Raw genomic sequence first — 14,305 nt, 5'->3', positions numbered from 1 at the left:
ATGGTGGACATATTATCAAGAGTGGGTAAGAGAACTGGCTCTAAGACCCCACGGCAACCTGACAAACGTTAAGGTGCCCCTACCAGCAGGTGACTATCACCTGGGTGATGAGTGATATTGAGCGGTAAGTGAAGCCTGTCATTCGATCACCGAGTGACAGGCTTTTTTTATGTCTAATTCGATGAAAGGAGGTTCGAACGTGACGCTCATCCCAATCAATCGCTTGATAATTTGTCGTCATTCACGATAAAAAGGAGCGATGTTTAAATGAGTTTTGCGAAATCGATGTATATGAAGCATGCTGATGCGAGCCAAGTGGTGTCCGTTGCGGCACGAGTCCTTCAAGAGCGACTGAATGAAGAATATTACAATTGGGCTATCACGCATCGTCGTGTTGAAGCTGAACGTGACGATGTACTAGATGAAATAGGTGAACACGAAACAAAACCCTATTATTTATTCACATTATCCAAAAACGCGAAAGAACAACTAACCTTTACCATTACCGAAGATGCTGTTTTGAAGTTAAAAGAACTCGGACCAGACGCTTTCGAACATTATTTACGCTATGAAGCGATCGTAGCCGGCCTTCCCCACAACGAACGTGACCCTGATGCTCATAAAGCAGAATGGGAGAAATAAAGGCATGCACCTCACCCGCGCTAACTATTTTAGCGCGGGTATATTTATAGCACCTCTTCAGTTTTGAGATAACTCCTTATATTTATTTCATAAATGAGCGACCTTTTGAAATAACTAAGCGGAATTATTTAATAACTTAAGCTGGATAAAAAATCATGCAATAAATTTACGACTTTCAACACTTTGTGCAGTCAAAATATGTTATGATTAGGTTGTAATTATTTAGGAGAGGGGAATACAAGTATGAAAAGACTTCTAGTCACTGCTGTTATTGCACTCGTTGTCTTATTAGCAGCATGTGGAGAAAGTCGCAGCGATAAGGAAGTGGTGGTCGACGCATTCGATGGCCTTATGAACGCCGAAAGCTACCAGTCGTCATCTAGTTTAGATTTTGAATTAAACGGTGACATGAACGACCCGATGTTTAATCAATTAACGAGCGTGATTAACGATTTAGAATTACAAGTGGATCAAACATATGATTCGAATCAACAATTACAAGAAGCTGTATTAGACGTCAGCGGTTCAATGCCACCGTTTACGTTAGACTTTAAACTTCCATTCTTGCAAGATCTTGAAAACCAAACGATGTATATGAAAACCGACAGTTTAACAGAGAGCCTGGGCATGATGTTCCCAGTCCCTGAAGAAGCTAAAGGTAAATTAATCAAAATGGACTTACAAGAGATGCAAAACGTCGAAGGTCAAGATATGCCGGAAATCGATGAAGAAGAATTACAACAGCGTGCCCAAACGATTATGAATGATTTTCTAGAACAAAAAGACGGTTCTGAATTCACACAAGAAGACGGCCGCTATACTGTATCATTCACTCAAGAGGACTTCCGCTACCTAATGGAAGCCTTTATGGAAGAGTTCGATGAAATGTTCAATGAAGAAGACATGGCAACGATGGACCAAGACTTTGACACGATGATGGAAGAAATGTCAGAAGTCTTAACCGTGGAACAGTTTGATATGTCGATGGTCATTGAAGACGATCAAATTCAAGAAGACCAATTTGAAGCTGATCTATTATTCGAAGACCCTGAGTCGGACGATTCAATGCAATTTTATATGTCAATGGAATCCACCTACAGCAACATGAATGGTGATGTAGAGTTTTCGATTGACCCTGAAAACGAAGAGATCATTACATTTGAAGAATTGAACCAAATGATGAATGACGCCATGATGCAAGATATGGGTATGTAAACCTTAATCATCTCCACACCTTTTAAAAGGCGTGGAGATGTTTTATTTTTGTGACCATACCACCCATAACATAACAGACACTAGCATAATGCCAATATGATGCACGAACGGTTCGATCACAAGGCCGCTTGCCATCACAACAGCTGCGAGTGATAAACCAATCCCTCTACGGTGACCATCCTTAAATAAAGCAACGCCTAATAACAGTAAGCCTACCGGAAAACCTAATGACAAAGCACCCACCGGCCATAAACTAACATGGTTATATATCACGTCTTGCCCGACTTCCCCTGCTAAATCTAATAACGACACAAACTGACTCATCATTAAAAACGGAATAGCAACAACGATGGCTACTAAACTTACCTTCACCATAGTTCGCTTTTCAACTCTTAACCACTCCATAAACCCAATTTGAAGTAAACTCAAACCGAACAAAAGCGAGTAAACGAGCCATACGGATTCAGATCCTGTCCTCCCCACTTCTCCAAATCCTATAATCGCCGGTATAACAAAAAACAAAACACCTATCCGTCCTATTATTTTCACCTATATCATCCTTTTTTGCGTATAAGTTGACCTCACCTTTCAATACTAACACTAAGTCCGTTTAAAGAAGGTGACATCATGGATGCTTCCAAAAAACCTGTTTCCAAACATTTTAAACACAATGTCCAATACTTATTAGATGAGCTTCGCGTCGATCAAAATTTCGATGTCATTCATCACCAACTCGTCTATGGTGACCACAAAATTGCATTATTTTATGTCGACGGTTTTGCGAATACTTATTCACTCGTGGAAACGTTAAAAAGCTTAAAACATTTAGAACCCGATAGCCTCAAACGCCACCCTATCAAAACGTTAACGCAATCAATCATACCACACCAAGAAGTAGAAACATCCAATGATTTAGAGGGTATCATCACACAAATCTTATCTGGGCAATCGGCGTTTATCATTGAAGAGTGCGATGAAGCGATCTTAGTCGATACCCGCGAGTATACAATTCGCTCGCCGCAAGAACCTGATTTAGAGCGCGTTGTGCGCGGGCCGCGGGACGGTTTTGTCGAAACCATCATATTTAACGCTGGCTTAATTCGGCGTCACATCCGTGACCGCTCACTCAATATGGAATATTTACAAGTTGGCACACGATCGAAAAAAGATATTGCGATTACTTATATTGATAGTATAGCGGATCAATCAAGCGTTGACCGTCTAAAACAATCGATTGAGGCGATTGATGTAGACGGTTTGCCAATGGGAGAAAAAACGCTTGAAGAATATCTATTCGGCAAACGACTTAGTCCCTATCCGTTAGTGCGCTACACAGAGCGAGGGGATACCGCGGCTGTTCATTTACTAGAATGCCACGTCTTAATCATTGTTGATGGCTCACCGAGTGTCATGATCTGTCCGACGACATTTTGGCACCATTTACAACACGCCGAAGAATACCGCCAAGCGCCGGTAGTCGGCATGTTTTTGCGTTGGATTCGCTTCGCAGCAATCGTTATTGCTTTATTTTTACTGCCAAGTTGGTATTTGCTCGCCACGAGCCCTGACTTAGGAACCGAGACATTCCACTTCATCGGTATAGAGCAACCTGGAGAAATCCCGATATTCGTCCAGTTTTTAATCGCCGAAGTGGGTGTAGAAGTGTTGCGAATGGCCGCGATCCATACACCGAGCGCATTAGCGACTGCCCTCGGTCTAGTGTCAGCTATTTTAATCGGTGAAATTGCCGTTGAAGTAGGATTGTTTACGCACGAAGTCATTTTGTACATTGCAGCCGCTGTCATTGGTAGTTACGCCACGCCTAGTTACGAAATCAGTTTAGCGAATCGGATCTTCCGCCTTTTATTCTTAACCGCAGCCGCTGCTTTTGGGATAGAAGGCTTAATGATCGCTATAACTCTTTGGATTCTGTTATTAGCGAAAACAACGACGCTGCACGTCCCTTATTTATGGCCATTCATCCCGTTTAATAGCCATGCCTTTTTGTTAACATTATTTCGTTCACCGATTCCGTATAACGATTTACGACCAAGTATTTTGCACACAACGGACGCCACACGACAGCGACCGAAACGAAAAATTCTTTAATCCGCTTCATTCAGTCTTAAACACGGATATTAGCCCGCTTCAATGCATAGGTATACAACGATACTAAAAAAAAGGATGTGACTCATATTGTTTTATCACATCAAAGAATTACAATTTGAAGCGAAACCAGAAAGGCCTGACCCACTCTTTGCTAGACGTTTACAAGAAATCTTAGGCGGGCAATACGGCGAAATTTCGGTTGCGATGCAATACTTATTTCAAGGGTTTAACTTACGTATGGAAGGCAAGTATAAAGATTTACTCTACGATGTCGGAACCGAAGAACTGGCACATGTCGAGATGTTAGCGACGATGATTGCACGACTACTAGATGATGCACCTGCAGGAACGCTGGAAGAAGCTGCGGAAGACCCAGCCATGGCGGCGATTATTGGTGGTATGAATCCGCAGCACGCCATCGTCTCCGGACTCGGCGCGATGCCACAAGACAGTAACGGCAACAGCTGGACAGCAGATTACATCGGGGCGAGTGGTAATCTCATAGCTGATTTCCGTGCCAACGTTATGGCGGAATCACAAGGACGTCTCCAAGCTACTCGACTTTACGAAATGACGAACGACCGCGGGGTAAAAGACATGTTGTCATTCTTAATCGCTCGTGATCGAATGCACCAAAACATGTGGCTCGCTGCTTTACAAGAACTTGAAGAACGAGAAGGCGTCGTCGTCCCGTCTACCTTCCCGTCTAACCAAGAATTAAAATCAGTCGCCTATGATTTTTATAATTTATCACGTGGTGGAGCTAGTGCAGAAGGGCGGTGGGCGAGCGGCCCAAGTATGGACGGTTGTGCTTACTTTCATTACGTTCCGAACCCACCTGCATATGGCAACGTCCCTGCACTAGAACCAGCACCCCCTTATACGTTTAATACGAATTTCCACATTCCACCGCAACCGTGTTAAGATGAGCAAAACTTTTGCAGATCGCAATAAGGCCGTGTTATAAATGCAAATGCAACAATAAAAGGAGGTATCATTATGGCAAAGCAAGTATTAATGGTCTTAACAAACCATACGACTATTACAGACGATCATAAAACAGGATTATGGCTAGAGGAATTCGCGGTACCTTACCTAGAGTTTTTAGCAAATGGATATGATGTAAAAGTTACAAGCATTCAAGGTGGCGAAGTTCCACTTGATCCAAATAGCATTGAAGACCGCCCTGAATGGAAAGCAGCCGAAACGGCATTGAAAGATACAGCACAACTATCAAAAGAAGACGCAGGGGCATTTGATGCGATCTTTTTACCAGGCGGACACGGTACGATGTTCGACTTCCCAGAAAATGAAACATTACAATACGTCTTACAACAGTTCGCCGAAAAAGACAAAGTTATCGGCTCGGTATGCCACGGTCCAGCTGGTTTAGTCAATGCGACGTATGAAGACGGCACACCAATTGTAAAAGGCAAAAACGTGACAGCCTTTACCGATTCAGAAGAAAAAGAAATGCAATTAGATGCCCATATGCCATTCATGCTCGAATCGAAACTGCGCGAAAAAGGCGCGAACTTCGAACATGGTGACAATTGGAGCGATTATTCCGTTCGCGACAATAACATCATCACCGGGCAAAACCCACAATCCAGTGGATCAACGGCTGAACGCGTCATTCGAGCAATCGAAGCCCAAACCGTATAATAAGCAACCAAAAGGCTACTCCTTATTTTTAAGGTGTAGCCTTTAAGTTTTTCTAACGCTGTAGTATGATAAATTTAGTAAACTAGGCGATCAGACAAGGAGTTTAAACTATGAATTGGTGGTTTTGGGAATACATACACTTATACAACCATTGGTATGATTTGATAATTGCCATCGCGATTTTTTTCGCCTTTTTAGTGGTCAGGAAATTATTCGCGAAATATATATTCAAATTCATCTTAGCCATTACGCATAAAACAAAATCTGAATTACTGAATTACGTCGTTAAATCGTACGAAAACCCTGTCGGTTGGCTGTTTGTCATCGTAGGGGTTTATATCGCTGTCGATTATGTATCGTTTCTTGAACAAGATAATGAACTGTTTCTCCATTTCATTCGGTCATCTATTATTATCGTCATCACATGGGGACTGTATAATTTAGCGTCTAGTTCGTCATTACTTCTCATGAAAGTAAATGACAAAATCAACTTAGAAATCGACCAAATCTTAATTCCGTTCTTATCAAAAGCGATTCGATTTATCGTCATTGCGATCAGCTTAAGTATTATCGCCCAAGAATTCGATTATGATGTTGGCGGTTTTGTTGCTGGCCTTGGCCTCGGCGGACTTGCCTTCGCTTTAGCTGCTCAAGAAGTGATCAAAAACTTATTCGGCGGTGTGGTGATCATTACCGAAAAACCATTTACAATGGGCGATTGGATTGAGAGCCCTAGTGTGGAAGGCATTGTCGAGGATATCACATTCCGCAGTACACTCGTGCGAACGTTCGCCGAATCCGTTGTCACGATTCCGAACGCCACGCTATCCAATGAACCGATTACAAACTGGAGTGAGATGGGCAAACGGCGTATTTATTTTAATTTAGGCATTGAATATAGTACACCTAAAGATAAATTAGAGACTGTCATAGACCGTTTACGCGAGTTATTAGAGAACCATGATGACATTCACCCTGAAACGATCGTCGTCCGCTTCACAGAATACAATAGTAGTAGCTTAGATATTATGCTTTATTTCTTTACGAAGACGACGGCTTGGGAAGAATACGTTAAAGTGAAGGAAGATATTAATCTTCAAATCATGGCGATTTTAGAAGAAGAACAAGTATCTGTCGCGTTCCCAACACGAACGTTGTATTTAGATGCAGACGACGATTCGATTGAACGAATGAGTAAACCATTTAAGCGAGATGAGTAAAGCCGAGGTAGGGTGTCCTACCTCGGCTTTTATATCGTCGATGATTTTGTTTTCTTCGGAAAGACACGCTTCGCCCATTTTGGTGCGTTTTGGAATAAGACAACACCGATTAACGCTGATATTAATATAAACACGCTGCTGAATGCGCGAATGTCTTGTGACGCTAACGCCGCAATGATGATTGAGAATTCACCGCGTTGCGTTAACGACAAACCAGCACGGAGCGATACCCGCTTCGACATACCATACGATTGACCGCCCCAGTAACCGACAGCCACTTTCGCGATAATCGACCAAACTAACAATGTCAATAGAAGCGGCACCATAGGAATTCCTTCTGTTAATTCAATGCTCGTACCGAAATAAACGAAAAACAACGGCAACAATAAATCACGAAAATGAATGACCAACCGTTCCAAATCGTCATTTCGTTTCAACTCAGCTAACACGATACCAGCTAAAAACGCACCTAACACTTCAGACAAATCAAGATACAAAGCTAAACCGCCGTATGTTAACGCAAGACCAATCACGAATAACACGAAAAAATCCTCGTCAATATAACGGTCAACAAACGAGCGAAAACGGGGCATCACCCATAGTGCGAGCACAATTGCACCTGCCATTAACAACAAGACTTGAAACACAATTAAGCTAATGGATCCGGCTGTGATCGCAGACCCTGCTGTTAACCCAACTAAAATCGCCACTAATACAGGCGCGACAATATCTTCAAAAATTAATAAACCTAACATAAATTCCGATTCTTTATTCGCCATACGTTTATTGCTTTCTAACAATTTAGCTGTAATAGACGAACTTGTCGCGTAAGCTACCCCTCCAATTAAGAGAGCTGCAATCCAGTCGACGCCAAAACTAAGCGCAATGCCCATAGAAATACCGAAGCTTAATACGAGATCTAATACGCCTGCTTTCAATACTTTTTTCGCAACAGCCGTTAACTGCTTTAACGGAAACTCCATACCGAGCATAAAGAAAAGCAAAATGATACCGACTTCACCGGCAAACGCTAAGATATGAGAATCACTGATCAAACTACCAATGACTAAACCGACGAACAGAAAGGCAATCACATTCGGCACACGTAATTTTAATGATAAAAATCCGACGAAAAAAAGGAGTAGTAATAATAACCCAGCCGACAACATTTCGGGAAGGTCCATGCGTTACGACTCCTTACAAATGTTTTCGAACTGTTCGACCGCTTTCTTGCGTCCTAACACCATTAACGTGTCACCATCTGCAATCATGACATCATCTGACGGCTTAGATAACAGATCATCTTCACGGAAAATCGCCACAATCGAAACTTCTTCTTCAGCCATTTGTTGCGCTTCCCCAACTGAGCGTTCGATCATACACGAATGATCTTTGATCTCCACCCAATTGACTAACGCTTTTTTGCGCACCAAGCTCATATGGTCATAAGAATCATCATCAGGTTCATCTTCTCGACTGCCTAACAGTTTGATCGCAAGTTCCTTCGTTTCTTCAGACGTTAACGTCGTTGAAAATAATGGTTCATCATCGTCATCATCTTCTAAATAATAAAATTCACGCTTTCCATTGTGATGCAAAATCATTACAGTATAAATGCCTTCGCTATTTTTAAAGGTGATTTTCTTTCCGACACCTGGCAATTCTGTTTCGTTAAAGTGCATGTCGGGCCTCCTCTTTATTCATATTAACTACATTATATTAATAATTCGTGTGATTGGCTAATATCTTATCGCATTTTGTTCATACTAATGATGTCATTTGAAAGGAGGACGTAAAATTGAGACACGGTAGATCGAAACCAAAACGCCCGAACTGTCGGCACACGTGGTCCTATAGTCTTCGAAAACTACGATTTCCTTGAGAAAATCAGTCACTTTGACCGAGAAAAAATCCCCGAACGCATCGTTCATGCGCGCGGAGCTGGGGCACACGGTATTTTTGAATCATACGGCGACATAGACGGTGAGCCCATTTCGAATTACACACGAGCGAAAGTATTCGAAAAAGGCAAGAAAACCCCTGTTTTTATCCGCTTCTCCATAGTTAATCATGGCAAACATTCACCCGAAATATTGCGTGATCCACGCGGTTTTGCGGTGAAGTTTTATACAGAAGACGGCAATTGGAACCTTGTCGGAAATAACTTAAAGATCTTTTTCATTCGTGATCCGATTAAGTTCCCAGATTTCGTGCACGCCTTTCAATTAGACCCTGTGACGAACATTCAAGACCCTGAACGAATTTTCGATTTTGTTTGTCAGTCGCCAGAAGCAACCCATATGATTACATTTTTATTTTCACCTTGGGGAATTCCGGCCAATTACCGCCATATGCAAGGATCGGGCGTACACGCATACAGATGGGTTAACAAAGAAGGTAAGGCTGTTTTAGTGAAGTATCACTGGGAACCTGTCCAAGGCATCAAAAACTTAACACAAGAAGAAGCGAATCGTATTCAAGGCGAGAATTTTAATCACGCTACCGAAGATTTGTATAACGCGATCGAAGACGGGGATTATCCTGAATGGGAGCTGTATGTGCAAATCATGGAAGAAGGCAAACACCCTGCTGAGCTTGATTTCGACCCGCTTGACCCGACAAAACTGTGGTACAAAGATCAATATCCATGGCATAAAGTCGGTAAAATGACACTTAATGAGAACCCGAAAAACTTCCACGCCGAAGTGGAACAAGCAGCATTCGGCACAGGCGTGTTAGTCGATGGACTCGATTTTTCGGATGATAAACTTTTGCAGGGTCGCACCTATTCCTACTCCGATACACAACGCTACCGCGTCGGCCCGAATTACTTACAACTACCGATTAACAGTCCGATCAAAGGCATTCGCACTAATCAAAACGGCGGGTTAATGGACTACCGAATCGATTACGGCGACGACAAAAGCCCACACATAAATTATGAACCGTCGATTCTCGGAGGCTATCAAGAAGACCGCAACCCCGGCAAAGAACACGAACCTTATGCACAAGGTCATATCGTACGCGGCCCGATCGAACGACAAAATAACTTCGGCCAAGCAGGCGAAACATACCGACGTTTAAACGAATGGGAGCAGCGCGAACTTATCAACAACCTAGTAGGCGCCATATCTCAATGCCACGAAGACATTCAAAATCAAATAATCGAAAACCTTACCAAAGCTGATGAAGAATACGGCAAACGCGTCGCGCAAGGTTTGAACAACCAAACATCAGAACCTGATTCCATGCTAAATTCAGACGGTATTGGACATCCTTCAGATCCTTATTAACACACAAAAACTTCTCTTACCGACAGTGGTATGAGAAGTTTTTGTGTTTTTTGTTATTTACAAAGCATTACTTGAAAAAACGACCTTATTACCAAGCTCTAAAGCCTAAAATTATGACTTCCACTCTTATCATCTGACATATAACAAGATCATTCAAATGTTGCTCCATTTCTTTCATAAGCTAATTTTAATAACTCTAGTTGACTGTTAACGGATCGGTTCGTTAAAGAAGTGTAATTCCCATACCGGTCAAGCACCCTTGCCTTCTTATCATCCATAAGTTGAAGATCTAATACATCCCAAATAGCTTGCTGAACCGAATTTTCATAAATCGGCACCATAAGTTCGATTCTTCGTTTCACATTTCGAGTCATGAGATCAGCAGATGAGAGGAAATACCTTGCATCACCGTTATTGTAAAAATAGAAAATCCGACTGTGCTCTAAAAACCTACCGATAATACTTCGAACTTTAATGTTTTCACTCACACCTGGAATCCCTGGTCTTAAACAACAAATCCCTCGAACAATTAAATCAATTTGGACCCCTTGTTGAGAAGCTTTATAGAATTCTTTAATAATACTTTTTTCTGTTAATGAATTCATCTTCGCAATGATTCTTCCATTATTATGCTTTTTATGATTAATAACTTCTTGTTGAATATAACTAATCAAATCGTTCTTTAAATGGACAGGTGCCACAGAAAAATGACGAAACTCATTTTTGGACGAATTATCGGCTAAATAATTAAAAAAACGTGTTGCATCCTCACCAAATTCATGACGACTAGTTATAATCCCCATATCGGTGTATAAGCTTGCTGTCTGATCATTATAGTTGCCGGTTCCTAGGTGAACAAATCGTTCAATTGTCTCCCCTTGTCTTCTAACCACTAGAATAATCTTACTGTGGGTTTTCAAAAAAGGGACACCATATATAACATGGCATCCTGCTTTCTCAAGCGAACGCGCCCATTGAACGTTATTTTCCTCATCAAAACGTGCTTTTAATTCTACTAATACCGTTACGTCTTTGCCATTTTCCGCAGCCTTTTTTAAGGCTTGGATAATCGGAGAGTTTTCACTTACTCGATAAAGGGTTTGTTTAATGGCTAAAACTTGATCATCTTCGGCTGCCTCCGTGACAAAAGAGACAACAGGATCAAACGAGTCATAAGGATGGTGAAAGAACAAATCTTTTTCTCTAGCTGTGGAAAAAATACTCTCGTTCTTTTCAAGGTACATGGGTTGTTGTGGTCGAAATGTTGGATAAGCTAAAGAAGGGTTTTCTTTTGATTTTTCCTCCCAAAACTGAAAAAGAAACGTGAGGTCAAGTGGCCCATTTTGATAATAAACATCCCTTTCCAAAACATGAAATTTTCTTTTAAGCATCTCAAGCAGGGAATGAGATGGATTTTGATCGACTTCAAGGCGCACAACTGCTCCTTCTTCACGGTTCTGTAATTCTTTTTCAATTTCTTCTAATAGGTCTCTTGCTCCTTCTTCATGAATTGTAAGGTCAGCATTTCTAGTTATTCTAAACATGGTTACGGAATACACACTATATCCATCAAACAACTTGTAGGCAAAATGTGAAATAATATCTTCTATGAACACATACGCATCTAATTCTGATGAAAAAACAAACCGCGGTAACATATCCGGAACTTTAAGAAAAGCTGATATCGTTTTGTTTATTTCACTTTTTAACTCAACTCCAATATAAACCGCTTTATTTGAAAGCAATGGAAAAGGTTGATGCTCATCAATTACTATGGGCGTAAGATTCGGGAAGAGAAACTCGTCAAAATACTGTTCTAAACTATCCAAATCCTTTGCTTTATGAATAATTCTACACCCATAATCCTGTAGTTTTCTAGTTAAATCATGATAAATTCGATACTGTTCCTTCGAAAGGCGGGTCATATTCTTCGAAATACTCTCGACCTGCTCAATAGGCTTGAGTCCTGCTTTATTATCTGGTTTCGTATAGTTTGCTTTAATTTGGTCAAGTAATCCAGCCACCCTTACCATAAAAAATTCATCTGTATTTGAAGAAAAAATAGCTATGAATTTCAGTTGTTCGAGCAATGGATTAGACGGTTCTACTGCTTCCATCAGGACCCTTTCATTGAAAGATATCAAGCTAAGCTCACGATTATTATAAAGAGAAGGATGATTAAGATCAATTGTTGAATTTTGTGTCATTATTATTCCCCCCTCGCAATATCAATGATTATGAAAAGAAATATTAATTTGAGTATTTAATGCTTTTTCCAAATGTTTTTTCTGTTTTTCTGCCTGATAAGCTTCTGGTTTATAATCTTGATTACAAAAGCACTCGATAAAAATCTTTTCTTCTTCAACTGAGACGTTTACATCCGATACAACTTGTCGTTTAGTAGAATTAAGGGAATACGCAAGCTTCAAAATAGCTCCAAGAATTCTTAATTTTTGGCGTTCTGACTTTGAGAACCAGTTCTTATAAGGTTTTAAGAATCGCTTGTAAACATTTTTGTTTTTAAAAGATGCAAGCAAAGCAAGTCTTAGACGTTCCTTATGTGTTAGCCCATCAATTGTTCGATTGGCAAGGAGATAAAAACTGTGCTGAGAGCTTGATTCAGAATCCACATAACTGCCAAGGTTATAAACATCGCAGGCATACTTCATAATATCCCAATCCCTAGCTGAAAGAATTGAGGACAGCCCACTATCAATAAGTGGATAATATAATTTTTTAGTAAGATCTCGATTGTATGCTGCCTGATCAGGATAGAGTTCATATTCCTGAATGAGCTCTTCAATACTATTCTGTAATACATTATGATACAAATGTCGATTTATATTCCCTGAAAGCTGTTCATAAAAGATCCCTTCTCTCAATCCCTTTCTACTTAAAACGAATTGAGAGGCTTTTGTAAGATTATAAAGGCAGTAGAACACTTGCATTGCTGGTAAAATAGATTCTGCTCGATCCTTAGAAAGCCCTTCGATATCTTCTGTTTGTTTCTTATTCAATTTTATTAAATGTTGTGAAATTTGCTCTATATCCGAATCGAACATCTCATACTGATGTAATCCAGCAAGAGGATAGTCTTTGTAGGTCTGATCAATTTCAACCATATTCCTTGCACTTCCCCCGATTCCAATAATAGGAACGTTCTTTTCATCAATCCAATCGAGTTGAGAGAAATGGTCGTATATGAATTCCCTTAATCGATCAAGCTGTTTATTTGAGGAATTGTTCACATCAATGAATTCCATAAGTGTTAACGATCCAAATGGAAAGCTGTGTGAATGAATAAGCTCTCGATCTTTAAAATAGGTGATTTCAGTGCTCCCACCACCAATATCTACTGTAAATCCTTCTTCGAATGAGGTGGAATTGACAACCGCAAAATAACCGTAGTAAGCTTCTTCTTCTTCAGATAGCAGGGTCATAGTCAGACCCGTTTCCTTTTTGACTCTTTCTTTTATATCTTCACGATTTTCAGCCATACGTATAGCAGAAGTAGCAGCACATATAAAGTGATCTAATTCATATGATTTAATGACTTTTTGAAAACTGCTAAGTGTATCGATTAGGACGACTAATCCTTCACTAGTAAGATTTGAATCATTATCTAAATGATTGCGAAGATAGGCAACCATTTTAACGTTTTCCACTTCTTGTACCCTAAAAAAGCCAATATGTGAATAAATGACAAGTCTCATGGAATTTGCTCCTATATCAATAACCGCACTAAACTGTTTCACTATGGCGCCCCCTTTTTTATCTACATTATATCATGAACTAAGAAAAGAGAGTTTTAAAATTCAGTAAAGAAATAATCAGTGGCTCTCTAGAAAAATAAATACAAACATTAATTTATAGAACAAATTTGAATTAAACAAAAGAATAATAAACAAAATGAGCGCTATTTTAACTAAAACTTAGTTAAAGGCACGAAAATAACTTGAAGTATTTGATAATCAATAATAATATCGCCTAATGTCATTTTCCAAACTCATTTATGCAATGAGATAATAATAAACAGTAATGAATAATAACTTTTCAGAGTCAAAAGGGGAGTGTCAATAATTTTGTGTAAATGACCCTAGTCTAGTAGAAACGTTAGCTTGTTATCTAAGATTAGCTGTAGCTTATGAGATGCTCCAAGCC

11 protein-coding genes, 1 pseudogene and 1 riboswitch are annotated in these 14,305 nt (G+C 40.2%); of the genes and pseudogenes, 7 read left to right on the top strand and 5 right to left on the bottom strand.

Annotated elements, in window-relative coordinates:
• Positions 1-9 precede the first annotated feature (9 nt).
• Positions 10-114, top strand: a riboswitch (SAM riboswitch).
• A gap of 153 nt (positions 115-267) precedes the next feature.
• A complete protein-coding gene (locus tag ABID56_RS10855; RefSeq protein ID WP_354221087.1) occupies positions 268-642 on the top strand; it encodes a hypothetical protein in 375 nt (124 codons plus the stop codon).
• A 243-nt stretch (positions 643-885) separates the two neighbouring features.
• Positions 886-1,857, top strand: coding sequence for a hypothetical protein (locus ABID56_RS10850; RefSeq protein ID WP_354221085.1), 972 nt, complete (start codon positions 886-888; stop codon positions 1,855-1,857).
• 42 nt (positions 1,858-1,899) lie between these two features.
• Here ABID56_RS10850 and ABID56_RS10845 read toward each other — a convergent pair whose 3' ends face one another.
• Positions 1,900-2,340, bottom strand: coding sequence for a hypothetical protein (locus ABID56_RS10845; RefSeq protein ID WP_354221083.1), 441 nt, complete (start codon positions 2,338-2,340; stop codon positions 1,900-1,902).
• A 144-nt stretch (positions 2,341-2,484) separates the two neighbouring features.
• Between ABID56_RS10845 and ABID56_RS10840 the strand changes: the two genes are divergently transcribed.
• The 4 genes from ABID56_RS10840 to ABID56_RS10825 all read left to right on the top strand — a co-directional run bounded on the left by ABID56_RS10840 (position 2,485) and on the right by ABID56_RS10825 (position 6,851).
• Positions 2,485-3,966, top strand: coding sequence for a spore germination protein (locus tag ABID56_RS10840; RefSeq protein ID WP_354221081.1), 1,482 nt, complete (start codon positions 2,485-2,487; stop codon positions 3,964-3,966).
• Between the two features lie 87 nt (positions 3,967-4,053).
• A complete protein-coding gene (locus ABID56_RS10835) occupies positions 4,054-4,890 on the top strand; it encodes a manganese catalase (protein WP_354221079.1) in 837 nt (278 codons plus the stop codon).
• Positions 4,891-4,965: 75 nt separating this feature from the next.
• The gene (locus ABID56_RS10830; protein ID WP_354221077.1) at positions 4,966-5,631 is read left to right on the top strand and encodes a type 1 glutamine amidotransferase domain-containing protein; all 666 of its coding nucleotides are present in this window, start codon (positions 4,966-4,968) and stop codon (positions 5,629-5,631) included.
• A 110-nt stretch (positions 5,632-5,741) separates the two neighbouring features.
• Entirely contained in the window at positions 5,742-6,851 is a 1,110-nt protein-coding gene (locus ABID56_RS10825; protein ID WP_354221075.1) for a mechanosensitive ion channel family protein, read from the top strand.
• 29 nt (positions 6,852-6,880) lie between these two features.
• Here the strand turns inward: ABID56_RS10825 and ABID56_RS10820 are convergent, their stop codons facing one another.
• Entirely contained in the window at positions 6,881-8,035 is a 1,155-nt protein-coding gene (locus tag ABID56_RS10820) for a cation:proton antiporter (RefSeq protein WP_354221073.1), read from the bottom strand.
• A gap of 3 nt (positions 8,036-8,038) precedes the next feature.
• Entirely contained in the window at positions 8,039-8,533 is a 495-nt protein-coding gene (locus ABID56_RS10815) for a cation:proton antiporter regulatory subunit (RefSeq protein ID WP_354221071.1), read from the bottom strand.
• A 126-nt stretch (positions 8,534-8,659) separates the two neighbouring features.
• Between ABID56_RS10815 and ABID56_RS10810 the strand changes: the two are divergent.
• Positions 8,660-10,144: pseudogene (locus ABID56_RS10810) on the top strand (catalase); the annotation flags it as partial.
• A 149-nt stretch (positions 10,145-10,293) separates the two neighbouring features.
• Here ABID56_RS10810 and ABID56_RS10805 read toward each other — a convergent pair.
• Positions 10,294-12,351, bottom strand: a complete 2,058-nt coding sequence (locus tag ABID56_RS10805; protein ID WP_354221069.1) for an RNA degradosome polyphosphate kinase — start codon at positions 12,349-12,351, stop codon at positions 10,294-10,296.
• A 21-nt stretch (positions 12,352-12,372) separates the two neighbouring features.
• Positions 12,373-13,899, bottom strand: a complete 1,527-nt coding sequence (locus ABID56_RS10800; protein ID WP_354221067.1) for a Ppx/GppA phosphatase family protein — start codon at positions 13,897-13,899, stop codon at positions 12,373-12,375.
• Positions 13,900-14,305: the final 406 nt, after the last annotated feature.

The organism is Alkalibacillus flavidus, from assembly GCF_040545925.1.
Classification (GTDB): Bacteria; Bacillota; Bacilli; order Bacillales; family Alkalibacillaceae; genus Alkalibacillus; species Alkalibacillus flavidus.
The sequence above is the reverse complement of the archived record's forward strand: the minus strand, read 5'-3'. Positions and strand labels throughout refer to the sequence as shown.

Excerpts from the sequence above, each read along its gene's own strand:
- ABID56_RS10805 (WP_354221069.1), bottom strand. The coding sequence starts at position 12,351 with ATGACACAAAATTCAACAATTGATCTTAATCATCCTTCTCTTTATAAT.
- ABID56_RS10855 (WP_354221087.1), top strand. The coding sequence starts at position 268 with ATGAGTTTTGCGAAATCGATGTATATGAAGCATGCTGATGCGAGCCAA.
- ABID56_RS10850 (WP_354221085.1), top strand. The coding sequence starts at position 886 with ATGAAAAGACTTCTAGTCACTGCTGTTATTGCACTCGTTGTCTTATTA.
- ABID56_RS10830 (WP_354221077.1), top strand. The coding sequence starts at position 4,966 with ATGGCAAAGCAAGTATTAATGGTCTTAACAAACCATACGACTATTACA.
- ABID56_RS10820 (WP_354221073.1), bottom strand. The coding sequence starts at position 8,035 with ATGGACCTTCCCGAAATGTTGTCGGCTGGGTTATTATTACTACTCCTT.
- ABID56_RS10840 (WP_354221081.1), top strand. The coding sequence starts at position 2,485 with ATGGATGCTTCCAAAAAACCTGTTTCCAAACATTTTAAACACAATGTC.
- ABID56_RS10825 (WP_354221075.1), top strand. The coding sequence starts at position 5,742 with ATGAATTGGTGGTTTTGGGAATACATACACTTATACAACCATTGGTAT.
- ABID56_RS10815 (WP_354221071.1), bottom strand. The coding sequence starts at position 8,533 with ATGCACTTTAACGAAACAGAATTGCCAGGTGTCGGAAAGAAAATCACC.